We start from the raw sequence: 24,572 nt of genomic DNA on the forward strand, positions 1-24,572 counted from the left end.
ACAAGTAAAGCCTGATATAGTAAAAAGTATCCATATTTATACCCTATGGATTTCAAGATGCATCGCGGCGGCAAGGGAGCGAATCCCCGGGAGCATATGTTTTATATAAAATCGGTATATACCCTATGGATTTCAAGTTGCATCGCGACGGCAAGGGAACGAATCCCCGGGAGCAATAGATAACTCTGTGACCGGGGTGAGTGAGTGCAGCCAACAAAGAGGCAGCTTGAAAGATGACGGGTATAGCAATGTCCATTATCTTATCTCGTTCATTATTATTGATCTTGGTCCTTATTCAATATTGAGAATACAAATTTTCACTATTTTTTTAAGTTTTATGTGATCTTTGTAGGTATACCACAAACATGAAGACAGAAAGGATCAATAATAGCCTTGGCGGTGTTGTCGATGTCCTTATTAAGATCGGTTTTTTCTTGGTCGAAAGTTATAATCTTAGAACAAGCACTCAATATTATCTTTTATCTATAACTCAAGTTAATTAGAAATAATGCGAGAAATAATAATGATTCCAAATAACGAAAACGTCGTTCTTGAAGAACAAGATGTTTCCCTAATTGAAGCTGCAAAAGCGGCGATCATATCTCGATACAAACCGGATTGGCATGTTGTGGGCGCCGCACTGCGTCTGCGCTCTGGCGAAATTGTAACGGGCGTGCATCTTGAAGCAAATGTTGGTCGTATCGCAGTTTGCGCAGAAGCCATTGCGCTTGGGCGTGCTGTGACAGAATACGGCTCCGCCGACATCGATACTATAGTGGCTGTTTATCACTCTCGTGACGGGGAGATTAACATCGTGTCTCCATGTGGTATGTGTCGAGAACTGATTTCTGACTATGCGCCACAAGCAATGGCGCTTATCCAAGACGAGAAACACAACTGCGTGAAATGTCCAATCATGGACTTACTCCCGGCTAAATATCAACGGAATATCACAATAAATTACAAACCTAAATAATATAATTACGGTAATAGTACAAAAGGGTATACCGACTAGTTAAAAATGTATCCCTTTCGTATTAGATCTTCATGTTCAGAATCTTAAACCTTCGAGTTAGTTTGGTATAACAAGGAGTAGTTATGAAAATATTAAATATTATAGTTTTATCTATATCGACAGTGATAGCTTCTAACTCTTTAGCCAATGAGATTAGAGCAAGGGATTTAGGCATTCCTTTCTCTGGAGTAACGGGGAAATATAATGCGATTACCGATGTTAGTGGTGTAGAAGTTGGCTATTCAACCATAATAGAAGGCGATGGAAAGCTAGAAGTTGGAAAAGGCCCAATAAGAACAGGCGTAACAGCTATATTGCCAAGAGGAAAGAAATTTAGCCCGGTATTTTCTAGTACATTTTCTTTAAATGGAAATGGAGATATGACAGGCAATCAATGGGTCAAAGAAAGTGGTTTTCTGGAAACGCCAATATTAATAACCAACACTCATAGTGTTGGTGTTGTTAGAGACTCAACAATTAGCTGGATGTTTGATAATAATCTAACGTCACCACTAAAAGATGATTTATTTTGGTTATTACCTGTGGTTGCAGAAACGTGGGATGGAATATTGAATGATATAAACGGTATGCATGTAAAAAAAGAACATGTATATCATGCGTTGGATAGCGCTAAATCAGGGGCGATAGCAGAGGGTAATGTCGGTGGCGGAACGGGAATGAACCTTTTTAAGTTTAAGGGAGGCACAGGTACTTCATCAAGAATTCTGGATAAAAAAGATGGCGGATATACTGTTGGCGTTCTTGTTCAAGGCAACTTTGGTGATAGGGATGATTTGATTATTGCAGGGATTCCAGTTGGTAAAGAAATACAAGATCTCAAGCCGATATATCATGGCAACAAGAAAGAAATAAAGGATGCCGGTTCTATAATAGCCGTGGTGGCTACAGACGCACCATTAGCTCCTCACCAATTAGATAAAATAGCTAAACGAGTATCTCTTGGACTGGCAAAGGTAGGTGGGGTAGCCAGAAATACCAGCGGTGAGATATTTATTGCATTTTCGACCGCAAATAGTGATGCTTTCTCTAGAAAGGATGTAAAGACAATAAAAATACTGTCAAATGACCAACTAGATCCTTTGTATGAAGCCACAATAAATGCGACAGAAGAAGCAATAATTAATGCTATGATCGCCGCCAAAAAAATGGTTGGGAGAAATGGCAATACTTCGTTTTCTATTCCTAAAGATAGAGTTCAAGAGATATTAAAAAAACATAATGTCTTAGCTCAGACTCAATCTGACACTTCAATTTAAAAGAAACGAGTTACCGAGTTTGATTAAAGGTTTTAAATCTGGAATCGAAATCGGTAACTACCATCCTTCAACAACATGCTTCAACAATACGATGTAGTATTTGGAATATATCAATTCACCTGCGGTAATTGTTCAGAAGAACGGCCAATGGTAAAATTCCCTATCGCAGACTTTAACATTTATTTCAGGATTTTTCGCAATGCCGTGGACATTTTCACATCCAGCCGCCGTTTTTCCTTTGAAAAATCTTCCGGGGGGAAGGTTATTGAATTTGCCTGCGCTAATTATGGGTAGTTTATCTCCTGATTTCTTTTACTCTGTTGGATTATATGATATAGCAACCACTGCGCATCACTTACCCGGATGGTTTTATACCGCATTTCCTTTATGCCTATTGATATTTTTGATCGTACACCTATTGTCGTATCCTTTATCCATCCTTTTCCCAATATCCTTTACTCGTTATAAAAAACAGGGCTATAAGGACAGAATTATTTTTGTACTATCGTTGTTTATAGGAGCGGTAACCCATATTGTTTGGGATGCATTCACACACGATAACGGTTTTTTTGTCGAGCTAATTCCTCTATTGCAGTTCCGCGTTTTTCATTCCATTACCAACGAGCAGGGGATAAGTATATATAAAATTCTACAGCATCTCAGTTCATTATTAGGATTATTGTACCTCACCATAAAGTACTGGCGATATCAGAAAAAATTTGAACCTATTATTCAAAAAAAGAACAAAAGAAAACTCTATCATCTGATTGGCATTGGGTTTATCTCAGGTTTTTTAACATGTCCTGTAGCATTATTTTTATCCTGGGATGTATCGGGAATAAATATAAGCAGGTTTATTTTTAAGGAACTTACTCTATCTGTATCAGTCTTTTTTATTATTCTGGTATTTATTGCGTTATGGATAAGGCATTCTTCTTCGAAGGATAAATCTATTCAATAAAAATCTATTGGTATTTAAATAGATTGATTTAAACAACGTAGTCAATAAAAGAAAAAAACATAATAAAAGCAAAAACCCCGTTATTTTTAACGGGGTTTATCAGTGTTCTTAGTTAATAAAAATAAGAGACTTTCGATAGAATTTTATTTTGCTCTGCCTTCATAATAAGCAGCGTAAGCGGTACGGCCGTTATAATTACAAGATTTAACAACCCCTTTTAAATACCATTTAATCGTTTTACCACTATATTTTTGCTCAAATGTATTAGAAAATTTTTTTTGAGTATTAACAACATGTCTAGTATACATCGAACCCTTTTTATTTACATTCTGACTCGGACACTTTTCAAGTGCCAATGCACTCCCAACTCCTCCAGTTAATGTAATACCCACAGCTAATGCCCCAACTGTTAATAATTTCTTGAACATAAAACTCTCCTTAAATAGTTTCAGAATTTACATATTCAAACGTATTACTTATCAAAATCATATGTGACAATGCATGCAAAATCTAAGTCATCACATCGATGATGTTACAATTTTAAAATTCAAAAGCTGCTTATATTAGGTTGGAAACCTAACTGCCATTATCTCGTCAGTGTTCTAGAAAGCCTCTAATAAGAGGCTTTGCGGAGAGTTTTATATCTTTCTACCTTCATAGTAAGCGACATATTTTCCACAAAATGACTCATACTTAGAACTTTTAAAATACCATCTAATCCCGTTCCTATCATATACATTAGCAAAAATATTATCAGGTGAAACAAGATGGTGATAATATATCAACTCTCCATCTCTATTAAAATAATTGGATCCATCCGCAGCCGTGCTTGCACATTCACCATTAATAGGTACGTTTGCCGATGCAGTCCCAATTCCTCCGATTAATGCTGTTGCTAATGCCCCAACTGTTAATAATTTCTTGAACATAAAACTCTCCTTAAATAGTTTCAGAATTTACATATTTAAACGTATTATTTACCAAAATCATATGTGATAATACATGCAAAATCTAAATCACCACATTGATGATGTCACAATTTTAAAATTCAAAAACTGCTTATATTCTTATCTATCTTATTTGTGTTTTAAAAAGCCTCTTATTAGAGGCTTTTCGGTAGAGTTTTATTTTTCCCTGCCTTCATAATAAGCAGCGAAAACGACCCTATCCCCCTCATAACAAGCTCCATAACGCGATTTAAAATACCATTTAATCGTTTTACCATTATAATCCCGCTCAAATACATTAGCAAAATTATCATAAGGATTACGAAAATGTGTAGAATATTTCCAGCCAGAGTCATCTCTGCTTACTCTTACGTCCCGTGACGGACAATCACCAATTGCCGATGCAGTCCCAACTCCTCCGATTAATACTGTTGCTAATGCCCCAACTGTTAATAATTTCTTGAACATAAAACTCTCCTTAAATAGTTTCAGAATTTACATATTTAAACGTATTATTTACCAAAATCATATGTGATAATACATGCAAAATCTAAATCACCACGTTGATGATGTTACAATTTTAAAATTCAAAAACTGCTTTTTAAACGAGATTTATCTGAATTCCTAAAATATCTTTAACTTATTCTACCTTCATAGTAAGCCTGGAAAGCTCTTCCATTTCCATTAGGCAAATCACAAGCCCCAAGACTATGTTTAAAATACCATGTCATCAATCCGAAACTAGTAACCTCCTCAAATCTATTAGAAAAATTATTATAAGGATTAGTAAGATATCTATAATACTTACCGTTACCAATATATCCTGGTTCCTCATTATTACAAGTCACTGCCGATGCAGTCCCAATCCCTCCAATTAATGCTGTTGCTAATGCCCCAACTGTTAATAATTTCTTGAACATAAGATTCTCCTTAAATAGTTTCAGAATTTACATATTTAAACGTATTATTTACCAAAATCATATGTGATAATGCGTGATAAATATAAATCACCACATCGATGATGTTACAATTTTAAAATTCAAAAACTGCTTATATCTTTCATCCTAGATAGAATTAGGTTGGAAACCTAAATTCCATTTATCATAATAGTAGCAGAAATCAAAAAGGGCAAATCTAATATATAATGACAATTTATTTTCCTATAGTTTTCCATGAAACTATCTTTAATGTCAGTATATTTAACCCCTCTGGAATTTATGATTTACCTCACATATTTAATCTGAAAAGGTAACAATATGGTGGTGCTTTAAATAAGGGAAAGTCGGCGCTGACAATTGAAATCGTTTATATTTCACTCACTCACGCCGAATGGATTCTCTGGTAATAATGTCAACTACCCTGACTCTGGATGTTCTTAATGTGATTAACAGCAAACATTTTACTTCATTATTTTTCAGAATAATTCTGGTAAAAAATTCTTTTTATAATTATTGCCTTCAAATGCTATATCTATTAACTATAATACTTCTGAATAAGTACTCTCATCGTAATTATATTACTACCCAATAAAAACATTCATAATTCCCCAAAAACATCATTTTTATTTTCATAACAAATTCACTTTTTATATTTTCATATGAAAAGTGAATTTAATTTAAAAATTAATCTTCAAACACAACCAAACATAAGCTTCAAAAAACACCAGTGTAATCATCCAAAAAAGTAGGAGAGGAGGGTGACAACATATTATTGAGACGGAGCATCTATCCTTCTGTAATACTGCGATGCTGCCCACTTTGGAGAGTCGGGCTTTATATCCCTATTCCAATCTCCCCCGTATCCAAAATTTCGGTCACTAATACCGTCACTGCCAGCACCAAAGAAGAACGCACCATTTGTTTATATCGGTACTTTTGTAAATCAATCAATTGCTGATCAATCACATCCTCTGGCTGGTCAAAGCGCATCATCTCAGGTAAAACCCCCATACAGTGCAACATCCTGATCGGGCCAATGATTTCATCATCCGTAAATTCATAACGCTGCTGTTCTTGCTGTAACGTTTCATTTAAAGCCAGAAAAAGTTCGATGTCTTCATAGATTTCACGGGAAATAGCGCCAAGCGCATAAACCAATTTAAGTCTGACTGCCAGTTCGCCCAGCGGGCCATCTCCCAAGAGGAGCGGTTCAACAGCATATTTCACGGCATAATCATCTTTACGGAAAACTTTTAGCATCAACTGGTCAATAGCACCCGTTATCAAGTGGATCACTTCCTGAATAAATGGCTTAACCTCGGTTCGCTTGTTGAGCCGTTCGAGGAGCTGGTTTTCTGTTTTTTGTCTATTTTCCATGATGATTCTTCACTTCACGACGACGTTGTTCACTGTAGCCATGAAGTGAATTTTAACAGTTTCATTAAGTGTAGAAATTGATTACCGTGTTCACCGGATAAGTTCCCCTAAGCGCTGATATTCACTGCATATACGCTCAATAATAGGAGACTGAACATCCAGTCGGCAAATACGGAGAACGGCCTGTTGTATACCTTCGTCATTAATTATCCTGCTCATTTCTACAGCCTGCGGATCAGAATCACTCCTGAAATGCAAAGCCGCAGCAATGCCTGTAATCAGGTTATCGTTCGCCGAATGATATGTCAGAGTCCCTGATAACGGCTTAATTAACCGATCCTCTGGGCTGAGTTTACGTATCGGCTGACGCCCAACGCGTTCTACATCATCCTGTAAATAGGGGTTAGCAAAGCGGTTCAGTATCTTTTCTATATATTGCGCATGGTTATCAGGGGAAAAACTGTAACGCCTTATTAACACCCGACCACTTTCTTCCATTGCGCCTTTAACAATGATACGAATCTGAGGATCATTGATTGCTGCACAAATCGTCTTATGACCGAAGAGTTGTCCCAAATAAGCCGTGATGGCATGACCAGTATTGAGGGTAAACAGTTTACGCTCCACAAACGCCATCAGGTTATCGGTCAGTTCCATGCCGTTGATAGTCGGGATTTCTCCTTTAAATTGTGTCTGGTCAACAATCCACTCACTGAATGTTTCAACGGTGACATCCAAAGGATCATCGTTGGCAGCATCTGTTGGCGGCACAATTCTGTCTACGGCTGAATCAACAAAACCGACATGCCGTTGCACCCATTCATGATCTACCTGTGGAATAACTGCCAGTACATGCTGTTTCAACTGGCTGGTTCCGCGAACTATATTTTCACAGGCAATAATGTTCAGAGGTCGGTCATTGCCAGTTTCTTTGCGCAACATGATGCCTTTTGCCAATGTTGTGGCGATCTTCTCCAATACCTGCGGGCCAACGGCGGTTGTCACCATGTCAGCCTGTACAATGTATTCCACTGTTTTCGGATCAGTGCTATTGATGGCATTAACTTGTCGCACGCTTTCAACGCGATGTTCTTTGCCCACAATATGAACCTGATAGGACTGCTTATGGGCCAACTGGTCAACCAACGGCTGGTTAATATCAGCAAATGTCATATCTGAATTAGCATCAGCCAGAAGTTTACCGATAAAGCCTCGGCCAATATTACCGGCGCCAAAATGAATCACTTTCATGATCAACCTCTCTGCTTAAGCTGCACTTTACCTGATAAGATTTCCAGCACTTCCTGAACACTCTGCGTTTTGCTCAGGCGCTCAATCACGCCGTCTTCATCAAGCGTGCGGGTAATGTGGGCAATGACTTCAATATGCTCATTGCTACGAGCCGCAATACCTATCACCAGACAAGCGATTTCGTCAGGCTCTTCACCAAATTGCACACCGGCCGGATACTGGCAAATCACGATGCCGGTCTTAAGCACCCGGTTTTTCGCATCAATCGTGCCATGAGGAACAGCAATAGATTCCCCCAGATAGGTAGACGTTAGCTTTTCTCTTGCCAGCATCGCATCCACATAGTCCGGTTCGACATAACCACCTTCCACCATCTTGTTGCCAGCAAAACGGATCGCTTCTTCTTTGGTCTGTGCAGTCAGATTGAGGTAAATATGGTTCTCATTCAGTGTAAATAGCCGCTCCTCCTGGTTTTCTTGGCCATAATATTCATCATTGGCGGCAGCAATAGACTGGCGCACAATCCTGCCATCGTTTGCCGCATTCGGGTGCTTTTCTGCTATCAGGCGGGTAACAAGGTCGCTATATACCTGACTGTTCAGAAAATGGGTCAGTGAGATATGAATGGCGCCCGGCGCAAAGATTTTTGCCCTGTCTGTCAAATCCCGGTGCGTCACCACGATATCCACATCATCTTTCAGATCGTTTATCGCCATGTTAGTAACAGAAATGTCAGCCAATCCCGCATCATGCACTTTTTTCGCTAGTAAGCCCGCGCCCATAGCGCTTGATCCCATACCTGCGTCACAGGCAACCACAATTTTTTTCACGTAGGATAAGTTTTTATTATGGCTGTCTGTCAGAGCGGCTTCCCTCTGTTTATTCGCCAAGTTGGGCGCTTTCATATCACGTACCCGCTGAGTGGCATGGCTCAAAGTATCTTCATCACCGATACGGGTTCTCTTCAGCAAAATGGCTGATACCAGAAATGAAACCAACGTTGCACTACACACCGAAAGAACCACACCAATAAGAGAAGATTTCGGCGTCATCAGCAGTACAGCAAAGATAGAGCCAGGAGATGTCGGAGAAATCAGTCCAGCATGGAATATCCCCATGACGAAAACTCCTGTCATGCCGCCAAGGATCAAGGCAATCAGCAAACGAGGGTTCATTAATACATACGGGAAGTAGATTTCATGAATACCACCAAGGAAATGGATGACGGCCGCACCGGAAGCAGTATGTTGGGCATTCCCTCTGCCAAAGAACATGTAGGCCAGCAAAACACCTAACCCCGGCCCTGGATTCGCTTCAATTAGGAAGAAGATAGAGGCTCCGGTTTCAGTTACCTGATGAATCCCCAGGGGAGAGAAAATACCGTGGTTGATTGCATTGTTGAGGAACAGGATTTTTGCTGGTTCGACAACGATAGACGTCAGTGGCAGCAGATTATATGCGACTATCACGTTCACACCGGCAGCCAGAACTTTTGATATCTCAGCTATTAAAGGACCAATTGCCAGATAGGCAAGTATTGCAAGGAGCATCCCGATAATGCCTGATGAAAAATTATTCAGCAGCATTTCAAAACCGCTTTTAACTTTACCTTCCACCCGGCGGTCAAAATGACGGATGGCAAAACCTCCTAATGGGCCTGCGATCATAGCCCCCATAAACATAGGAATCTCTGCGCCGACAATGACCCCAATGGTTGTGATAGCGCCAACGATACCACCACGCTCGCCACCGACCAGACGGCCTCCGGTATAGCCTATTAGCAAGGGGAGTAGATAGGTGATCATGGGGCCGACAAGTTGCGCCAGCGTTTCATTCGGGAACCAACCAGTCGGGATGAATAGGGCAGAGATAAGCCCCCACGCAATAAAAGCACTGAGGTTGGGCATGACCATATTACTGAGAAAGCGCCCAAAATTCTGTACCTTTAATTTTATATTTGATGTTACCATGACAAAACCTCGTGGTACGAGAAGATAAGGTTTGGTAGACGTTATCGCCAAATAACGCCTGTTGATTGTTGAACACCTTCACTTTATCACGCCTTTTTTCAGATGCGTACCGCGGGGTTTTTTGTGATTAATATCACCAAGTTCCTCTTCTTCGCCCCTTATTTATATTGCTCAGATCACATTTTACTCATGCAGAAAAATTAAATCGCTCAAACATTAACCTAAAAACAAAAATAACGTGAACTAAATCACTTTTTATTTAGTGGGCATTTTTCTTAAATAGAGAATTAGATCACAAAATATCTTTATCCAAAACCAAAAGAGGAGGGCAATAGTATTTGCTCGTAAGGGGAGCCTCCGTATTGAATAAATTGAACCAAACAAATAGAACAACAGGTGTTTGCTCTCAAGCTATGTGGAGAAAACCTACGCAACAAAGCTCAAACTCAGCTTCCCCGATATCATGTGTTTAATAACGTGAATTCGGACTGTCCACTAGTTCCCGCAAATATTGAGCCAACTGACTGACAGTTTTCTCACCAGTAGCAGCTTCTACAGTTAAGTTTTCCAGCGTATTGCCGTTATTGCGAATGCAAATACCATTACGCCAAAGAAAGCTCATGGTCACGAGAAATGCGGTCCGCTTATTACCGTCATTAAAGATATGACCACGAGCAATCGCTACCCAGTAAGTTGCGGCGAGTTCAAAAAGGTCAGTAATGCCTTCATAGTGAACCCGATTTTGCACACGATAAATCAATGCCTGCGCTCTACCAGGATCTGCTATCCCGGCAACGCCAGGAAAACGTCGAAGTATGCGATCGTGGAAGGCAATAACTTCTTGAGCACTCACCCAAATCATCGGTCAGTCAACGCTGCTACTGTATGACCATGACGTTGCATCATGGCATCAAACTCAGCATCCAGCTTTGCATTCTGATACACCTCGAATTCCGCTTTACTGATCACTACGGCAGCGCTGCCGTCCCGACGGGTGATTTCAACAGGTTCACCATTGACTGCGGTATCCAGCACCACAGAAATATTGGCTCTGGCCTGAGTTGAGGTATAGGTTTGCATGGTTATCTCCTTAGGTAGAAGTAGGTGTACACATGCAATGTACATATAAAAAGTACATCATTCAACCTATCGTAATTATCGTAATTATCGTAATTATCGTAATTATCGTAATTATCGTAACACTAGAACAGGAAAGGGTGTCAAAAATCACCTAGTTCTATGTGAAGTTGTTCATCGTCTAAGGCTATTTAACATAATATAAATTATGCGCACCAATGTACAGATAAGACCAATCTGTCGGGAATTGTTGACACTGACCGCCAACGGGAATAGATGATAATTATAAGAGGAAAAATGAAGAAGAGTTCCAGGGAGATGTGGCTAGTAGCTCGAAAGTTCTTTTCAGTTCATCGTGATAACGCCTCGCCTGATTTTGACCAAACTGCTGTATCGTATAACGGGCAATATGAAATATGTCTTCATCAGCCAATTCGGAAAACTTATACATTTAAGTCCTTCGCTGCCATTACAAAAATATCATCCATGCTGTTTTTGCTGACGGGGGAATTCAGGCCAGCCAACACCATTTCACGAACATTCTGAATACGCTGCTCGCGAGCCTCCATCAGGCGCAAAGCATCGCGGACAACTTCGGATGTGTTGCCATAACGACCAGATTGGATCATATCACCAACGAACCCGTTGAAGTGCTCACCAAGGGTAACACTAGTTACTCGTGCCATAAAATTCGTCTCTTCATTGTATTACTGAGTAATACAATTATAGCAAGGCATAACAATGATCACCAGCGGACTATGTTTGTACACCACCCGCTAGATACGGATGATTAATTGAAGACAGCGAGTACAGCCGCAAGGCAATCCAGGTTGTTAAAGGTCGTCTCAAGTGCATCTTGTCCTGCCTGAGTGATTTTTACTCAACGGGTTTAGAAAGAGGGATCCCTTTTTCCCCCGCGTAGAAGACCACGAGAGTAGCACCCTCTTTGCCTGTGTAACCGCGATGAGTGCTGTCAACCATCTCCGGTACCACCTCTCCCGCCTTTATAAGACGTTTTTCGCCACTGGATTTTTTCTCTGCCGTTAACACCCCGTCCAGCACGTAAGCTACATTAGGTATCGGGTGCTGATGCCAGGCAAGGCTAGTATTTGGAGCAATAGTAATTTTGAGAACTGAAAGCTGAGGAGTGCCTTTAGGGTATCCCTGGTAAGACACGCCATCCCAAGACTTTTCAGTCTCAAGCAATTTTTCAACGTTAATACCAGCAGTATTGCCGCTATGGGCTTGAGTGAAAAACGGAGCAATCAGGAAAGCAAAAGATGTAAAGGCTGATAAGGTTTGAATAGATAACCGCATATGGTTTCCTTGTGCATAGTGCATAAATTTGGTAGATGACCTGTAGTGAACCATACCATGCGCACCATGATTACTTTAGAACTTTTTTAAGATACAACTTTCTCCACTGAAAACTCCGAAAACATCATTACATCACAATGTCTATTGAAACACTTAGGATTTACTTGACCAGTACAAAGGATACGAGGTATATATTTTTCATAAATTTTTTTTATATATCTGTATTTTCAGCCTCATATTCATTTATCTAGATAGATGTTCTAGCTTTTTATTAAACCAGAAAATATGAAGGGAGGAAGGATGAGCAGTGTTATCAGAGAAATAAGTGACGCTAATATTGCATATGCAGCAACTTTTGGTGATAAAAAAAACCTTGGTTTACCTGCTGTCAGACGATTTGCCATATTGACGTGTATGGATGCTAGGTTAGATCCAGCAAAATTTGCAGGTTTATCTGAAGGTGACGCTCATATTATTCGTAATGCAGGCGGCAGGGCCAGCGATGATGCCATTCGTTCACTTATTATTTCCTATAAACTTTTTGGCACAAAAGAGTGGTTTGTCATTCACCATACTAATTGTGGGATGGAACTTTTTACAGACAATATCATGGGCGATCTACTGGAAAGCAGCCTGGAAAGCGCGATAATGACGGATGAAGGATTTAAAGATGTCGGCAATGGTACAGGATCATCTGAGGGAAAATATATCAAATGGCTTACCATTAACAATCAAGTTGATAGTGTAATTGAAGATATTCATCGTATTCGTACCCACCCTCTTGTCCCCGCAAATATCTCCATATATGGGTACATATATGATGTGAGGTCAGGAAAATTAATTGAGGTTCCTGAGGCAACAAGCATTGCAGAAGGTGCTTGATTTTTCAGGAAATTTTGTAACTATTGATCTTAATTTACGATGAGCTTGCTTAAATCTACCGGCATCAATGTGGACAAGGATGTCCATGCCTCAATGAGTGTCCACTCCTGAAATAAACAACAGTTTCAGAGAACCATTTTTATGCATAATTATCGTTAACCAGACTAAAGCATTTAGGGAATATAGGTCATATTAAAGTAGCCATTCTCCCAAATTAAATTCAATTAAAAAAATATCACGGCACATTAGAACTTTGAACGTCAATTACCCTTCTCCTCCAAACAAAATATTTAGGCTCTGAGTCTTCTTCTGAATGAAGTTGTTTTTTTACGTAATCCATCAGCACTAATCCTCATCCTCCGTTGGTAAAATAGCATTGGGTAAAGCGCTAAAAGTTCCCCAATAAAAGGCAATTAAAGAGATCACTGCCACTGCCACAATATCCCAAGGGGCAGGAATAATGCCTTTACCACCAAATGTGCCTAAATAGGATAGAATGATCATGGCACTGTAAAAACCAATCAACCACAGGGCCGAGGTTATCTGTTGGCGCAAACTCACTTTGCCTGTAGGAACTTTATTTTTGAATAACAAGTAGATAAAAAACAAGATAATCTGTAATCCGAGCAACCAAGAAACCGTTTTCCAGCCAGACCAGTAAACAATGAAAGCAGAAATAATAAAAGAAAGCGGGCCAATGAGCGCAAACCATTTAACATAAAAAGGACGTTTTATCTCCCTGGCATTACGGCGTAAGGCCGAAGCGGTTACTGGCGCTAATGCGTAGCTCAGAATTAACGCCGCAGAAACAACACTGATGAGTTTTTCCCATGAAGGAAAAGGTAATGTCCAAAAAACAGCAAGAATAAACGTTAACCAAAGTGCAGGACGTGGTATTCCCGATTTTTCATCAATATGGGTAAATACATTAAATAACGTCCCACTTTTTGCCCAACCATAAACGACACGAGGAGTGGCATTCATATAAATATTCCCGGTACCGCTAGGAGAGATCACCGCATCACATACCACCAAAAAAGCGAGCCATCCCACACCGAGGATTAAGGCTATATCCCGAAATGGCAGTGAAAAATATTGCCCAATGTTATTCCAGCCACCAACGAGTAGATCAGAGGGTATCCCGCCAAGAAACGCTAACTGTAATAAAACATAAATAACCGTAGACAGTGAAATAGATAGAATGAGGGCAATCGGAATTGTTTTTTGGGGGTTTTCCACTTCACCAGCGACAGAAATAATGGGCGTTAAGCCAAGATAAGCAAAGATAATCCCACCTGCTGAAACCGCAGCTTCAACACCCGATACCCCAAAAGGAGAAAATCCGTGAACTTGCAGATTACTCGGGTTGAAATAATTAAACAGGATAATAATGACGAGCAGCGGAACGATAAACTTGAAAATACTAATAATATTGTTAGATTTCGCAAAGGTTTTCACGCTGTTGTAATTAAGATAAAAGAAAAATGCTAATAAAATAAATTGAACCAGCCAGCCTGTCAGAGTCGGATCACCAGAACCAGGCTGACTGAGAAATGGAAACCACGCCGCCGCATATTGTCGAGCAGCGACAACTTCGATGGCTATTAAGCTGGAAAATGCAATTAAGGTGATGGAACCCATTAAATACCCCATGAGTTCACCATGAGAAAACACCGGGTAACGGATAATGCCACCTGATTTAGGCAGTGCCGCCCCCAGTTCGCAATAAACAATACCAAGTAAGAGCACGGCGATACCGCCAATCACCCAAGAAAAAATTCCTGCTGGTCCCGCAATAACAGACACATGACTGGCTGCAAATAACCAGCCAGAGCCAAAAATAGCCCCTAATCCAATAAAGGTTAAATCCGTGAGTGTTAACTGCTTCTTAAATTTACCCTGCCCTGAATCGGATTTTGGCAGCGAAGAAGCTTCGTATAGCGCCATAATTATTCGCCCTTTTCTGTTTCTTATTTGATATACGTCAACGTGGGGTAACTGCGCGTTTTACAATACTTCCCGGCTCATCACCCCATTGATTAATCGAGAAATATTTAACGGATTATGGTCTTGCAGTGCAGGCGGAAGTAAGGATTTGGGATAGTTTTGGAAACATACCGGGCGTAGAAAACGCCAGATGGCCAGTGTGCCAACGGAAGTCCCTCTCACATCAGAAGTCGCTGGATAAGGCCCGCCATGAACCACGGCATCACATACTTCAACGCCTGTCGGATAGCCGTTGACAACCACCCTGCCCGCGATGCTCTGTAATCGTCGACTAAGCTCATGTGCATTTGCTAATTCATCGTATTCACCAATCAAGGTAGCGGTAAGTTGCCCCTGAAAACAGTCAATTGCGTGTAAAAGCTGATATTGGCTTTCGACTTCAATCACAATAGCAACAGGACCAAAAACCTCCTCTTGTAACAGGGCATTTTTATTCAACAACAAAGCAATATCTGCGCGATACAGCATTGCACTTGCCTGATTTTCATGATGTTCACCAACGGCTAACCGTGTCATTAAGGGTTCATCATCCAGTTGATGGATACCTTTTTGATAGTTGAGCAACGTGCCTTGGTTTAGCATTGACTGTGCCGGACGAAGCGTGATTTCCTGCGTCAAGTGAGTAATAAATTGATCAAATTCCGGTGAACGAATACCCAAGATTATTCCTGGCTTGGTACAAAACTGACCGCTACTTAATGTGAATGAATTTACCAGTTCTTGGGCAATCTGTTTTCCCCGCTGCGCTAAGGCGTTTGACAGCACAATGACCGGGTTAATACTCGACATTTCAGCAAAAACCGGAATAGGTTGTGGTCGCTGCGCAGCCATATCGAACAGTGCACGTCCACCAGCGAGTGAACCGGTAAAACCAACGGCCTGAATAATGGGGTGTTTGACGAGATCTGCCCCCACGCTATTGCCATAAATCATATTGAATACACCTGCGGGCATTTGTGTGGCGATAATAGCGCGTTCAATGGCTTCTGCGATGATTTCGGCGGTAGCCATATGGCCGCTATGTGCTTTGAAAACAACGGTACAGCCCGCAGCTAATGCTGACGCCGTGTCACCACCAGCAGTTGAAAAAGCCAAAGGGAAATTACTGGCGCCAAAAACCGCAATAGGACCTAGAGGAATATGGCACTGGCGAATATCAACTCTGGGAAGCGGTTTTCTCTCAGGTTGCGCAGTATCAATACGGGCGGCATGAATATCACCCCGGCGTAACAGCGTGGCAAACAGCCTCATTTGTCCACTCGTTCTCGACCGTTCACCTTGAAGTCGAGCGGGAGGCAGAGCCGTTTCTTCTGATACAAGGGCAATGAAATCATCACCGAGAGCATCAATTTCATCGGCAATTCTAGCTAAAAAAACAGCTCGTTCTTCTAACGATGTTTGGCTATAACGTGTAAATGCATCGGCGGCTGCTTGGGCGGCGAGTTCGACCTCATGTCGTGTAGCTTGATAAAACGCATAACCCATTGGTGAGTTATCCACCGCTCGCCGGCTGTGCAAACAGCGTTCTCCCTCTGCTTGCCTGCGACCACCAATAAACTGCCTACCTGAATGTGTTACCAACATAGTGATTCCTCCAAGGGTATCAGAAACAGTTACCGCCCAATTCAGAGACCTACATCGGGCAGTGAAGGACGATTAGCGAGGGCTTTTTCTACAATGGCGCGTACTTCTGCCAATGTCTCCCCTTCGAGTGGTAAACGCGGTGGACGGGTAATGGCACTACCACGGCCAACCATTTCTTCACACAGTTTGATGCATTGCACCAAATCAGGGCGGAAATCCAAATGCAACAGAGGCATAAACCAGCGATATAATTCCCGAGCTTCTTCATAACGTTTCTGTTTAGCCAGACGGAATAAAGTCTCTCCTTCCCGAGGAAAGGCATTCGACATACCTGAAATCCAACCTTCTGCGCCCACTGCGACTGACTCCAAAACAACGTCATCCAAACCTGCAAAAAGAATGAAGCGATCGCCTGTTTCATTGGGAATATCACTAAAAGGACGGGTATTGCCTGATGAATCTTTAAATGCAACGATATTTTCGCAATCGGCCAGAGACATCAGCATTTTCGGCGTAATATCATTTTTATACAGCAGAGGGTTGTTATATAGCATGACGGGTAAATCGGTAGAGGCAGCAATTGTACGGAAATACGCCCTATTTTCTTTCAGTGTTGGGGTATAAACCAGAGGCGGCATGATCATCACCCCATCAGCCCCTGCCTGTCGGCATTCAGAAACCATTTTGCACGCATTATCGGTTGTCAATTCTGCGATACCCGAAAGAACGGGAACTTGCCCACCAGCAACATCTACTGCGAGTTCAACGATAGCACGCTTCTCCTTTATAGACAGAGATGTGTTTTCCCCTACAGAACCATTGACGACTAAACCGGAAACTCCGTCTTTAATCAGGTTCGTCATTACCTTGTGTGTGGCGTCCAAATTAATGGAAAAATCGAGGTTAAATTGTGTCGTCACTGCCGGAAAAACACCCTGCCAATTAACCTTTCTTTTATTCATAGCTCTCCCCTTTGATCATTGATTTACTTGATATTTAAAATGCAAATTGTTTTTACCTTGTTAAAAAAATGTGATTTATTGGTTTTGATGGAATGATGGCTATTTCACTACAGAGAAGCTTGTGACTTTTCGCAGTAAACAATGACGAAATTAGCATAATAGGAATGTCAAACTTATTGGATCACGAAAGAACGGCATATATCAGGAAAACGGCAAATTATTCCAGCCCTATCGACTGACGAAAATCACTGGGAGTTAGCCCGGTTGACGCTTTAAATTGCCGAGTAAACGCGCTGTGATCTGTATAACCACATTGCAAGGCGACATCTGTGATAGGTAATTCTGTAGCCAACAATTCAGACGCTTTTTCAATTCTAATTTTGTGGATCATCTGCCGAGGCGTCAGGTGAAAGATGCGTTTACAGTAGCGTTCCAATTGAGCAACCGAGAGACGTGTTAAATGAGTTAGCTCTTCGAGACGAATTGTTCGATAGAAATGTTCACGAATATAATCATCAACGATAACCAACTTTTGGTACACAGGATGATTTTCCTTAACTTCCATCAAATCATGAGAAATTCCTGCCATACCAACAATTTGATTATGTTGATTATACAATGGCAATTTATATGTCATGCACCAGCCTGCTTTGCGTCCATGATAAAAGTGAAGCTCCAGTTGGTTTTGGATAATTACCCCTTGATGCAACACACGTAAATCCTGTTCGGTGTAACAACTGCCCATCTGAGCAGGAAAGATTTCGGAAGAGGTTTTACCGAGTAGCGAAGAGATCGACTTAAATCCACAGCGTGTGGCTAGCGTAAGGTTCGCAATTAGATAACGCGCTTTGATATCTTTGATAAAGAAAACCACACTGGGAATCGCATTTAACAACGGTGTAATTAAAGCAACCGCATTGAGAATATCTTGCAGGTTATTGGGTTTTTGATTAACGAATCCACTACAAAGCGCCGATAAAAACTCAACATTACAAACGTCATGACCATTTGTGCCAATGCCGTTTTTTTCATTGTTCTGGTATATATTCATCATCGATATCTCCAGTCTATTTACCTTGATTAAAAAGATAAATATCAGATTCGATGTATTAGCAATATTCAAAAGAGCTATTTTGTGTTCATGTGATAATTGTCACAGAAAGTTATTCCGCTTTTCTTATTTACCTATTTGATTTTATAGATCAATTTATAAATTTTTCTGGTAAAAACAGAAATAATCCTTATTAGGTTTATTTATAACTTTTCATTTCATTATCTTATTGGAATGTCTCACTGATAATTCAGTGATTCTTTCATTGTGCTGATTTCAGCATATTGCAGTATGAAATTCATCAAGCGACAAATGAAATAGTACGCCACCATTGATTAAAAATACGTTAATTGGGTGGCTTTATGGCAGATAAACATGATTATCAGATGGTTCGCGTCATTGATTCACACACCGGTGGAGAACCCACCCGTACGGTAATCGAGGGATTTCCATCTCTTGGCACCGGAACCGTTGCCAAACAGCGTCAACGCTTTGAGGCTGAATTTGATCACTGGCGCAAGGCTCTCATTCTTGAACCAAAAGGGAACGATATGTTGGTAGGCGCACTTTTATGTCCGTCTACTGTACCTGACGCCGATATGGGGGTGATCTTCTTTAATAACACGGGATATTTAGGCATGTGCGGCCACGGCACGATGGGCCTTATTGCTTCGCTCCATCATCTAGGCTGGTTGACCCCAAGCAAATATAAAATTGAGACGCCTGTTGGGATTGTCGAGGCGGTACTCCATAAGGATGGAGCAGTGTCTGTTTATAATGTCCCCTCTTATCGTTATCAGCAAAATGTCACCGTGAACGTGCCCGGTATGGGGGATGTTAATGGAGACATTGCCTGGGGAGGAAATTGGTTTTTTCTGATCGGTCAACATAATCTGTCTCTAACCCCCCACCATATCGACGAACTCACACAATACAGTTGGGCCGTTAGACAGGCGCTGGAACAAGCAGGGATCACCGGTGAAAATGGCAAATGTATCGACCATATTGAATTATTCGCTCCAGATAACCATGCTGATAGTCGCAATTTTGTGTTATGTCCGGGGAAAGTCTATGACCGTTCACCGTGTGGCACAGGAACAAGCGCTAAGTTAGCCTGTCTGGCAGCGGATGGAAAATTGCAGCCGGGTGAGATCTGGCGCCAATCCAGCATTATTGGAAGTGTTTTTGAAGCCCAATATCAGTGGGTTGGTCAGAAAATTGCCTCTGTGATCCGGGGAACAGCGCATGTCTACGGTGATAACAAGTTAATCATTGCCAAAAGCGATCCCTTTGTCTGGGGAATCAATGTATGACTCTCCCCCAAATACCGGATGTCATTATCGTTGGCGCTGGCATCATTGGAGCCGCATGTGCTTATCAGTTGGTACAAGATGGTTTGAGGATTGCTGTAATTGATGATGGTGGTAAAGGAGCAACACAGGCAGGAATGGGGCATCTAGTGTGTATGGACGACAATCCTGCTGAACTGGCATTGAGTCGTTACTCATTAGATATATGGCGAACATTCACCCCACATATGCCAGAAAATTGTGCATGGCGTAGATGCGGCACGCTTTGGCTGGCGGATGCAGAGGATGAAATGGAACTGGCTGAGGAAAAAAGCGCACGTCTTACCGCCTATGAAATCGAAAATACTCCGATGACAGCGACACAAATTCATCAGATAGAACCTATGGTAAGAAGCGGGATTGCCGGTGGTTTGTCTGTTCCTGGGGATGGGATTGTTTATGCGCCAAATGTCGTACACTGGTTTCTTGCTCGCTGTCACGAAAAAATTCAGTTTATTAAAGGGCAAGTGCATACCTTAGAGCCTCAAACCGTTGTGCTGCGTGATGGAAAAAAATATTGTGCGCCGAGAATATTGCTGGCAAATGGGTTGTGGAGTACATATCTGTTACCTGAATTACCGATCGTTCCTAAAAAAGGGCAATTGGCAATTACAGATCGTTACCCCACCAGCATCACACATCAACTGGTGGAATTAGGGTATAGCGCCAGTACACATACCTCGAATGATACGTCAATCGCTTTCAACGTTCAGGCCCGCCCCACTGGTCAGCTTCTAATCGGCTCTTCACGTCAGTTCCATAACGAACAACACACTATTGATCTCGCCCTACTCCGTTCTATGCTCCAGCGTGCACTTCATTTTTTACCTCAGCTTGGTCAGATGAATATTTTACGCTGTTGGTCCGGCTTTCGTGCTGCAACTCCAGATGGCTTGCCGCTATTGGGACAACATCCTGATTACGAATGGCTATGGCTAGCTGTAGGCCATGAAGGATTAGGTGTAACCACCGCACCGGGCAGCGCCAAAATCATCTCTGCATTGATGCTGAATAGAAAAACGGAGATTGATCCATTGCCTTACCAACCTACACGCTTGACTACCATGACTCGCCAGAGGTTGCCATGAAACTCAAAAAACCACCATTTACTGCTTTGTTTATTGATGGCGAACTGATCACGGTTCCTGCGGGGATTACTGTTGCGGCGGCGCTAGCTTATACCGGTGATGAACATTGTCGTACATCTGTATCACATCAACTGAGAGTACCTTTTTGTGGTATGGGGATCTGCCAAGAATGCCGCTTGATGATTAATGGTCGCCGTCATGTAGCATGTCAGACAGTTTGTGAGATGGGCATGAAAGTCGAGAGGATCTGAACATGGCAACATCATCTTCTTCTACGGTATTGCGCTGTGATGTACTGGTTGTTGGCGCAGGGCCAGCGGGATTGGCTGCCACACAGGCTGCGATACAAGGGCAACAATCCGTTATCCTGATTGATGACAATCCCAGAGCAGGCGGACAAATTTGGCGTCAAGGGCCGTTTCATACATTACCACCGATGGCGAAACGTTATTTATCGGTACTATCAGAAGATGCATTAATCTATTTATCGGATTGTAAAGTGGTCGCACTAGACAGCCAATGTGTGATTGTTGAAATAGCGGGTAGACACCGAATGATTCACTACCAGCACATCACTCTTTGTACCGGCGCCAAAGAAAAATTACTTCCCTTCCCTGGATGGACATTACCGGGTGTCACCGGTGCGGGCGGATTACAGGCGCTGATAAAAAGTGGTCTCCCCATGACGGGTGAACGTGTCGTTATTGCCGGCAGCGGCCCCCTGTTGCTCGCAGTTGCGGAGACAGTAAAAAAAGCAGGAGGGGACGTGGTTGGCATCATTGAACAAGCGCCTTTACACCGCCTATTTTCATTCAGCTTGCGACTACTACGCTGGCCAGACAAGTTGTATCAAGCCATCTCTCTCATGCCACTTAAAAATTATTACCAAAACAGTATGGTGTTAGGAGTAGAAACCTCGGCAGAAGGCAGATTGACAGGCGTGTATATCAGCAATAAAGGGCAAAAACGGAAATTATCCTGTACGCGTTTAGCTTGCGGTTTTGGTTTAAGACCAAATACGGAATTGGCGCAATTGCTTGGTTGTTTGCTGGATGAACAAGGAAATATTCAGGTAGATGTGTGGCAACAGACGACCACAGCTGGTGTATATGCCGCAGGAGAATGCACAGGTATTGGCGGCAGTGAGCTTGCACTTTGTGAAGGATTTATTGCCGGGTTTGCAGCGAGTGGTAAATACACACTGGCTGAAAAATGGCAGCAGAAACGAATAAAATGGCAGCATTTTGCCACAGCGGTAGCACAAGCGTTTAAATTAAACAAAGAGATCACACAGGCTCTTCCCCCCGATACCTTGATCTGCCGTTGCGAAGACGTGAGTTTAAACGAACTTGAACCATTTCAGGATTGGAACAGTGCAAAAATGGCGACGCGGTGCGGCATGGGAGCTTGTCAGGGAAAAATCTGTTCTGCCATTCTCCACGATATCAAACATTGGGGAATACCATCCCCTCGCATTCCACTATCACCTGTTAGTCTTGAAACGCTGGCAGCCGAGATATCCCTGCAAGAAGGACACACTGCAAGAGACAGGGAAGACAATTCCCACTAAAAATCACAGCTTGTTTGGTCTCCTTTGCTATGATTCACATCGAAAATCATTAAAACCTTTAATGAGTTATTTTAGAGATTTAAGGTGTGAACATTTATGCATAAGACAAATGGAACCATTTTGGATGTACCGGGTGTTAAGGTTGGGCATGCTGAAGATGAGTTGCAACAAACTGGTTGTAGCATCATTATTTTTGGCAACGGAGCTGTTTGTGGCGTTGATGTCAGAGGCTCTGCCCCGGGGACAAGGGAAACCGAGCTTTTAGATCCCATTAATACTGTTCAGAAAGCCAACGCGGTAGTACTAAGTGGAGGTAGTGCTTTTGGATTAGACTCCGCCTCTGGCGTAATGCGCTATCTTGAAGAAAGAAAACAAGGTTTTGATGTCGGTGTCACTGTCGTACCTATCGTTCCTGCCGCAATAATTTTTGATCTAAACTTTGGCGATCCGGCTGTGCGCCCTGACGCTAAAATGGGCTATCTTGCCGCGCAAAACGCTTCTGTAACCCCTTTTCCATCGGGAAATATTGGCGCAGGCGCCGGGGCCACTATAGGTAAAATGGCCGGTTTTGACAAAGCCATGAAAGGCGGCCTTGGGACCGCATCGGTTCAATTACCTGGCGGGCTGACAATTGGCGCAATGGTTGTTGTGAATGCTGTCGGGGAAATCAGAGACCCTAAAAATGGCAAAACCATTGCAGGTGCATGTGATAAAAATGGTCATCTTATCGATCTCATGCCATACATTATAAAAAATAATAAAGATAATAATTTTATTCAGGGAGCAAATACGACTATTGGCATAATTTGTTGTAACGCCAATATGAATAAAAGCCAGATGAAAAAAGTTGCCCAGATGGCTCATGATGGTTTGGCGAGAACGATATACCCTGTTCATACCATGAGTGACGGGGATACTATTTTTGCAGCGGCAACAGGTGGAGTGGACTCATCGGTAAATACGGTTGGTATTCTCGCGGCTGAGGTCATGGCTGCTGCGGTTCTAGATGCTGTAAAATCAGCTAAATCAAAATTTGGTGTTAGAGGTTATGCCGATTTAGCAGATTAAAAAAACACGGGGTTATGGTTACATTAGAAATTAGCCTGGCTCCAGTGACGCGCCAAATGCCACCGGAGCTAATGGAAGCGAACGATACCTCAATCAGTAAATTGACGTTATTATCACCAAACTGGACTAATTCATAAACTACTGCTATAAAAATTAGTGTGGCTTGATATAACTTTTTTTTATTATAAACGGTTGAGGTATAAGATATGAAATATGCAATGTTGACATTAAGGCGAGATCTAGAGTCGCTAAGTTACAAAAAAAAGGTCAATCCATTCTTGTGGGAACAAGATAAAGATGTTGTTCATGAAAATCTTTCCAATCAGTTTCCTAACAACCAAAGGCGTAAAAATTATCTTAATGATCTAACCGAGTATTGCTGGTTAGTTTATCGTAAAGCCCTTTCAGCAAGTGGACCGATGCTAATTGGTCGAGTTAGCGATGTTCAGCAGGATAGATTGCTTAAGCCACTCGGACTCGGCCGAGAAAAAAGTGAGAATTCATGGAACCCAAACGCCCAGGGGAATATTTTAATGGTAGATAAATGGACCGATGTGATAAATGATTGTTGGGTACTTGGTGGTATCCATAGACATGCAGATTTTCATCTAATGTCGGCCGAAGCCCCGTCTAATTTATGGAATCATGAACAGGGCTACCATATCGTCACCGCGAGAGAGATATTAGGTCTTCTCAATTTTGGGTATAAACGTGAAAAACATGGGAAGCAAGTGATTTATAGATGTAAAAATCCTTCTTCTGCCGACAGAGCAAGCCTTCTCCCCTATAGAATCTTAATGAAAAAAGCGATGGGACAAGGACCTTCGGGAGTGTTAGAAATTCTGTGTCATTCCAGTAATATATCTCAAAAAGGAATGATA

26 protein-coding genes and 1 pseudogene are annotated in these 24,572 nt (G+C 41.9%); 11 read left to right on the forward strand and 16 right to left on the reverse strand.

Translation table 11 applies throughout. The annotated features are described in order from the left end of the window. The first annotated feature begins 523 nt into the window (after positions 1 to 523). The 3 genes from BA1DRAFT_RS14875 to BA1DRAFT_RS14885 all read left to right on the forward strand — a co-directional run bounded on the left by BA1DRAFT_RS14875 (position 524) and on the right by BA1DRAFT_RS14885 (position 3,253). Positions 524 to 976: a cytidine deaminase gene (locus BA1DRAFT_RS14875; protein WP_036780607.1), complete on the forward strand. Its 453-nt coding sequence runs from the start codon at positions 524 to 526 to the stop codon at positions 974 to 976. A 122-nt stretch (positions 977 to 1,098) separates the two neighbouring features. Further along, positions 1,099 to 2,292, forward strand: coding sequence for a DmpA family aminopeptidase (locus tag BA1DRAFT_RS14880; protein WP_036780609.1), 1,194 nt, complete (start codon positions 1,099 to 1,101; stop codon positions 2,290 to 2,292). 199 nt (positions 2,293 to 2,491) lie between these two features. After that, complete coding sequence (locus tag BA1DRAFT_RS14885; protein ID WP_036780611.1) at positions 2,492 to 3,253, forward strand: DUF4184 family protein; 762 nt, start codon at positions 2,492 to 2,494, stop codon at positions 3,251 to 3,253. Between the two features lie 143 nt (positions 3,254 to 3,396). On the opposite strand, the gene BA1DRAFT_RS14890 is transcribed toward BA1DRAFT_RS14885, so the two are convergent. The 12 genes and pseudogenes from BA1DRAFT_RS14890 to BA1DRAFT_RS14945 all read right to left on the reverse strand — a co-directional run bounded on the left by BA1DRAFT_RS14890 (position 3,397) and on the right by BA1DRAFT_RS14945 (position 12,184). Next, positions 3,397 to 3,681 carry a hypothetical protein gene (locus BA1DRAFT_RS14890; RefSeq protein WP_036780614.1) on the reverse strand — a complete coding sequence of 95 codons (285 nt, stop codon included), beginning with the start codon at positions 3,679 to 3,681 and terminating at the stop codon, positions 3,397 to 3,399. Positions 3,682 to 3,891: 210 nt separating this feature from the next. Next, positions 3,892 to 4,182: an LCI fold-containing protein gene (locus BA1DRAFT_RS14895; protein ID WP_036780616.1), complete on the reverse strand. Its 291-nt coding sequence runs from the start codon at positions 4,180 to 4,182 to the stop codon at positions 3,892 to 3,894. A 195-nt stretch (positions 4,183 to 4,377) separates the two neighbouring features. Then, the gene (locus BA1DRAFT_RS14900; RefSeq protein ID WP_036780618.1) at positions 4,378 to 4,668 is read right to left on the reverse strand and encodes an LCI fold-containing protein; all 291 of its coding nucleotides are present in this window, start codon (positions 4,666 to 4,668) and stop codon (positions 4,378 to 4,380) included. A gap of 167 nt (positions 4,669 to 4,835) precedes the next feature. Next, positions 4,836 to 5,120: a hypothetical protein gene (locus BA1DRAFT_RS14905; RefSeq protein WP_036780619.1), complete on the reverse strand. Its 285-nt coding sequence runs from the start codon at positions 5,118 to 5,120 to the stop codon at positions 4,836 to 4,838. Positions 5,121 to 5,972: 852 nt separating this feature from the next. Continuing rightward, positions 5,973 to 6,518, reverse strand: a complete 546-nt coding sequence (locus BA1DRAFT_RS14910; protein WP_072164809.1) for an MltR family transcriptional regulator — start codon at positions 6,516 to 6,518, stop codon at positions 5,973 to 5,975. 87 nt (positions 6,519 to 6,605) lie between these two features. Next, positions 6,606 to 7,766, reverse strand: coding sequence for a mannitol-1-phosphate 5-dehydrogenase (locus BA1DRAFT_RS14915; protein ID WP_036780622.1), 1,161 nt, complete (start codon positions 7,764 to 7,766; stop codon positions 6,606 to 6,608). A gap of 2 nt (positions 7,767 to 7,768) precedes the next feature. Then, positions 7,769 to 9,736: a PTS mannitol transporter subunit IICBA gene (locus tag BA1DRAFT_RS14920; RefSeq protein WP_036780623.1), complete on the reverse strand. Its 1,968-nt coding sequence runs from the start codon at positions 9,734 to 9,736 to the stop codon at positions 7,769 to 7,771. Between the two features lie 469 nt (positions 9,737 to 10,205). Continuing rightward, entirely contained in the window at positions 10,206 to 10,598 is a 393-nt protein-coding gene (locus BA1DRAFT_RS14925) for a type II toxin-antitoxin system death-on-curing family toxin (RefSeq protein ID WP_036780624.1), read from the reverse strand. Continuing rightward, entirely contained in the window at positions 10,595 to 10,816 is a 222-nt protein-coding gene (locus tag BA1DRAFT_RS14930; protein ID WP_036780625.1) for a type II toxin-antitoxin system Phd/YefM family antitoxin, read from the reverse strand. Before BA1DRAFT_RS14930 ends, BA1DRAFT_RS14925 begins: the two co-directional genes overlap by 4 nt. A 310-nt stretch (positions 10,817 to 11,126) precedes the next feature. Beyond that, positions 11,127 to 11,264, reverse strand: a pseudogene (locus tag BA1DRAFT_RS22135) (type II toxin-antitoxin system RelE/ParE family toxin); the annotation flags it as partial. Beyond that, positions 11,257 to 11,499: a type II toxin-antitoxin system ParD family antitoxin gene (locus BA1DRAFT_RS14940; protein WP_011146500.1), complete on the reverse strand. Its 243-nt coding sequence runs from the start codon at positions 11,497 to 11,499 to the stop codon at positions 11,257 to 11,259. The pseudogene BA1DRAFT_RS22135 and the gene BA1DRAFT_RS14940, both read right to left, overlap by 8 nt. A gap of 190 nt (positions 11,500 to 11,689) precedes the next feature. After that, positions 11,690 to 12,184, reverse strand: a complete 495-nt coding sequence (locus BA1DRAFT_RS14945) for a cupin domain-containing protein (RefSeq protein WP_235201125.1) — start codon at positions 12,182 to 12,184, stop codon at positions 11,690 to 11,692. Between the two features lie 246 nt (positions 12,185 to 12,430). On the opposite strand from BA1DRAFT_RS14945, the gene BA1DRAFT_RS14950 reads away from it, so the two are divergent. After that, positions 12,431 to 13,012 carry a beta-class carbonic anhydrase gene (locus BA1DRAFT_RS14950; RefSeq protein ID WP_036780627.1) on the forward strand — a complete coding sequence of 194 codons (582 nt, stop codon included), beginning with the start codon at positions 12,431 to 12,433 and terminating at the stop codon, positions 13,010 to 13,012. 345 nt (positions 13,013 to 13,357) lie between these two features. Here the strand turns inward: BA1DRAFT_RS14950 and BA1DRAFT_RS14955 are convergent, their stop codons facing one another. The 4 genes from BA1DRAFT_RS14955 to BA1DRAFT_RS14970 all read right to left on the reverse strand — a co-directional run bounded on the left by BA1DRAFT_RS14955 (position 13,358) and on the right by BA1DRAFT_RS14970 (position 18,619). Beyond that, positions 13,358 to 14,959 (reverse strand): APC family permease, encoded by a 1,602-nt coding sequence (locus BA1DRAFT_RS14955; RefSeq protein ID WP_051560816.1) that lies wholly within the window; start codon positions 14,957 to 14,959, stop codon positions 13,358 to 13,360. A gap of 60 nt (positions 14,960 to 15,019) precedes the next feature. Next, on the reverse strand, positions 15,020 to 16,603 hold the full coding sequence (locus BA1DRAFT_RS14960) for an aldehyde dehydrogenase (NADP(+)) (protein ID WP_036780628.1): 1,584 nt from the start codon (positions 16,601 to 16,603) through the stop codon (positions 15,020 to 15,022). Positions 16,604 to 16,644: 41 nt separating this feature from the next. After that, complete coding sequence (locus BA1DRAFT_RS14965; protein WP_036780630.1) at positions 16,645 to 17,565, reverse strand: dihydrodipicolinate synthase family protein; 921 nt, start codon at positions 17,563 to 17,565, stop codon at positions 16,645 to 16,647. Positions 17,566 to 17,782: 217 nt separating this feature from the next. Then, the gene (locus BA1DRAFT_RS14970) at positions 17,783 to 18,619 is read right to left on the reverse strand and encodes a helix-turn-helix domain-containing protein (RefSeq protein WP_082303698.1); all 837 of its coding nucleotides are present in this window, start codon (positions 18,617 to 18,619) and stop codon (positions 17,783 to 17,785) included. Between the two features lie 359 nt (positions 18,620 to 18,978). Between BA1DRAFT_RS14970 and BA1DRAFT_RS14975 the strand changes: the two genes are divergently transcribed. The 7 genes from BA1DRAFT_RS14975 to BA1DRAFT_RS15000 all read left to right on the forward strand — a co-directional run. Beyond that, positions 18,979 to 19,929 carry a 4-hydroxyproline epimerase gene (locus BA1DRAFT_RS14975; protein WP_036780631.1) on the forward strand — a complete coding sequence of 317 codons (951 nt, stop codon included), beginning with the start codon at positions 18,979 to 18,981 and terminating at the stop codon, positions 19,927 to 19,929. Beyond that, a complete protein-coding gene (locus tag BA1DRAFT_RS14980; RefSeq protein ID WP_036780633.1) occupies positions 19,926 to 21,053 on the forward strand; it encodes an NAD(P)/FAD-dependent oxidoreductase in 1,128 nt (375 codons plus the stop codon). The genes BA1DRAFT_RS14975 and BA1DRAFT_RS14980 overlap by 4 nt, the downstream gene beginning before the upstream one ends. Next, on the forward strand, positions 21,050 to 21,304 hold the full coding sequence (locus tag BA1DRAFT_RS14985) for a (2Fe-2S)-binding protein (protein ID WP_036780634.1): 255 nt from the start codon (positions 21,050 to 21,052) through the stop codon (positions 21,302 to 21,304). Before BA1DRAFT_RS14980 ends, BA1DRAFT_RS14985 begins: the two co-directional genes overlap by 4 nt. Before the next feature lie 2 nt (positions 21,305 to 21,306). Then, positions 21,307 to 22,623, forward strand: coding sequence for an FAD-dependent oxidoreductase (locus BA1DRAFT_RS14990; RefSeq protein WP_036780636.1), 1,317 nt, complete (start codon positions 21,307 to 21,309; stop codon positions 22,621 to 22,623). Positions 22,624 to 22,719: 96 nt separating this feature from the next. After that, complete coding sequence (locus BA1DRAFT_RS14995) at positions 22,720 to 23,691, forward strand: P1 family peptidase (RefSeq protein WP_036780639.1); 972 nt, start codon at positions 22,720 to 22,722, stop codon at positions 23,689 to 23,691. A gap of 14 nt (positions 23,692 to 23,705) precedes the next feature. Next, complete coding sequence (locus tag BA1DRAFT_RS24395) at positions 23,706 to 23,828, forward strand: hypothetical protein (RefSeq protein ID WP_268747240.1); 123 nt, start codon at positions 23,706 to 23,708, stop codon at positions 23,826 to 23,828. Between the two features lie 69 nt (positions 23,829 to 23,897). Beyond that, on the forward strand, positions 23,898 to 24,572 hold a 675-nt coding region (locus BA1DRAFT_RS15000; RefSeq protein WP_036780641.1), incomplete at its 3' end, for a hypothetical protein.

The organism is Photorhabdus aegyptia (assembly GCF_000612035.1).
Classification (GTDB): domain Bacteria; phylum Pseudomonadota; class Gammaproteobacteria; order Enterobacterales; family Enterobacteriaceae; genus Photorhabdus; species Photorhabdus akhurstii.

Bases quoted from the DNA above. Each gene is read 5' to 3' on its own strand.
- BA1DRAFT_RS14875 (WP_036780607.1), top strand. From the start codon at position 524: ATGATTCCAAATAACGAAAACGTCGTTCTTGAAGAACAAGATGTTTCC.
- BA1DRAFT_RS14880 (WP_036780609.1), top strand. From the start codon at position 1,099: ATGAAAATATTAAATATTATAGTTTTATCTATATCGACAGTGATAGCT.
- BA1DRAFT_RS14885 (WP_036780611.1), top strand. From the start codon at position 2,492: ATGCCGTGGACATTTTCACATCCAGCCGCCGTTTTTCCTTTGAAAAAT.
- BA1DRAFT_RS14890 (WP_036780614.1), bottom strand. From the start codon at position 3,681: ATGTTCAAGAAATTATTAACAGTTGGGGCATTAGCTGTGGGTATTACA.
- BA1DRAFT_RS14895 (WP_036780616.1), bottom strand. From the start codon at position 4,182: ATGTTCAAGAAATTATTAACAGTTGGGGCATTAGCAACAGCATTAATC.
- BA1DRAFT_RS14900 (WP_036780618.1), bottom strand. From the start codon at position 4,668: ATGTTCAAGAAATTATTAACAGTTGGGGCATTAGCAACAGTATTAATC.
- BA1DRAFT_RS14905 (WP_036780619.1), bottom strand. From the start codon at position 5,120: ATGTTCAAGAAATTATTAACAGTTGGGGCATTAGCAACAGCATTAATT.
- BA1DRAFT_RS14915 (WP_036780622.1), bottom strand. From the start codon at position 7,766: ATGAAAGTGATTCATTTTGGCGCCGGTAATATTGGCCGAGGCTTTATC.
- BA1DRAFT_RS14920 (WP_036780623.1), bottom strand. From the start codon at position 9,736: ATGGTAACATCAAATATAAAATTAAAGGTACAGAATTTTGGGCGCTTT.
- BA1DRAFT_RS14925 (WP_036780624.1), bottom strand. From the start codon at position 10,598: ATGATTTGGGTGAGTGCTCAAGAAGTTATTGCCTTCCACGATCGCATA.
- BA1DRAFT_RS14930 (WP_036780625.1), bottom strand. From the start codon at position 10,816: ATGCAAACCTATACCTCAACTCAGGCCAGAGCCAATATTTCTGTGGTG.
- BA1DRAFT_RS14940 (WP_011146500.1), bottom strand. From the start codon at position 11,499: ATGGCACGAGTAACTAGTGTTACCCTTGGTGAGCACTTCAACGGGTTC.
- BA1DRAFT_RS14945 (WP_235201125.1), bottom strand. From the start codon at position 12,184: ATGGTTCACTACAGGTCATCTACCAAATTTATGCACTATGCACAAGGA.
- BA1DRAFT_RS14950 (WP_036780627.1), top strand. From the start codon at position 12,431: ATGAGCAGTGTTATCAGAGAAATAAGTGACGCTAATATTGCATATGCA.
- BA1DRAFT_RS14955 (WP_051560816.1), bottom strand. From the start codon at position 14,959: ATGGCGCTATACGAAGCTTCTTCGCTGCCAAAATCCGATTCAGGGCAG.
- BA1DRAFT_RS14960 (WP_036780628.1), bottom strand. From the start codon at position 16,603: ATGTTGGTAACACATTCAGGTAGGCAGTTTATTGGTGGTCGCAGGCAA.
- BA1DRAFT_RS14965 (WP_036780630.1), bottom strand. From the start codon at position 17,565: ATGAATAAAAGAAAGGTTAATTGGCAGGGTGTTTTTCCGGCAGTGACG.
- BA1DRAFT_RS14970 (WP_082303698.1), bottom strand. From the start codon at position 18,619: ATGATGAATATATACCAGAACAATGAAAAAAACGGCATTGGCACAAAT.
- BA1DRAFT_RS14975 (WP_036780631.1), top strand. From the start codon at position 18,979: ATGGCAGATAAACATGATTATCAGATGGTTCGCGTCATTGATTCACAC.
- BA1DRAFT_RS14980 (WP_036780633.1), top strand. From the start codon at position 19,926: ATGACTCTCCCCCAAATACCGGATGTCATTATCGTTGGCGCTGGCATC.
- BA1DRAFT_RS14985 (WP_036780634.1), top strand. From the start codon at position 21,050: ATGAAACTCAAAAAACCACCATTTACTGCTTTGTTTATTGATGGCGAA.
- BA1DRAFT_RS14990 (WP_036780636.1), top strand. From the start codon at position 21,307: ATGGCAACATCATCTTCTTCTACGGTATTGCGCTGTGATGTACTGGTT.
- BA1DRAFT_RS14995 (WP_036780639.1), top strand. From the start codon at position 22,720: ATGCATAAGACAAATGGAACCATTTTGGATGTACCGGGTGTTAAGGTT.
- BA1DRAFT_RS24395 (WP_268747240.1), top strand. From the start codon at position 23,706: ATGGTTACATTAGAAATTAGCCTGGCTCCAGTGACGCGCCAAATGCCA.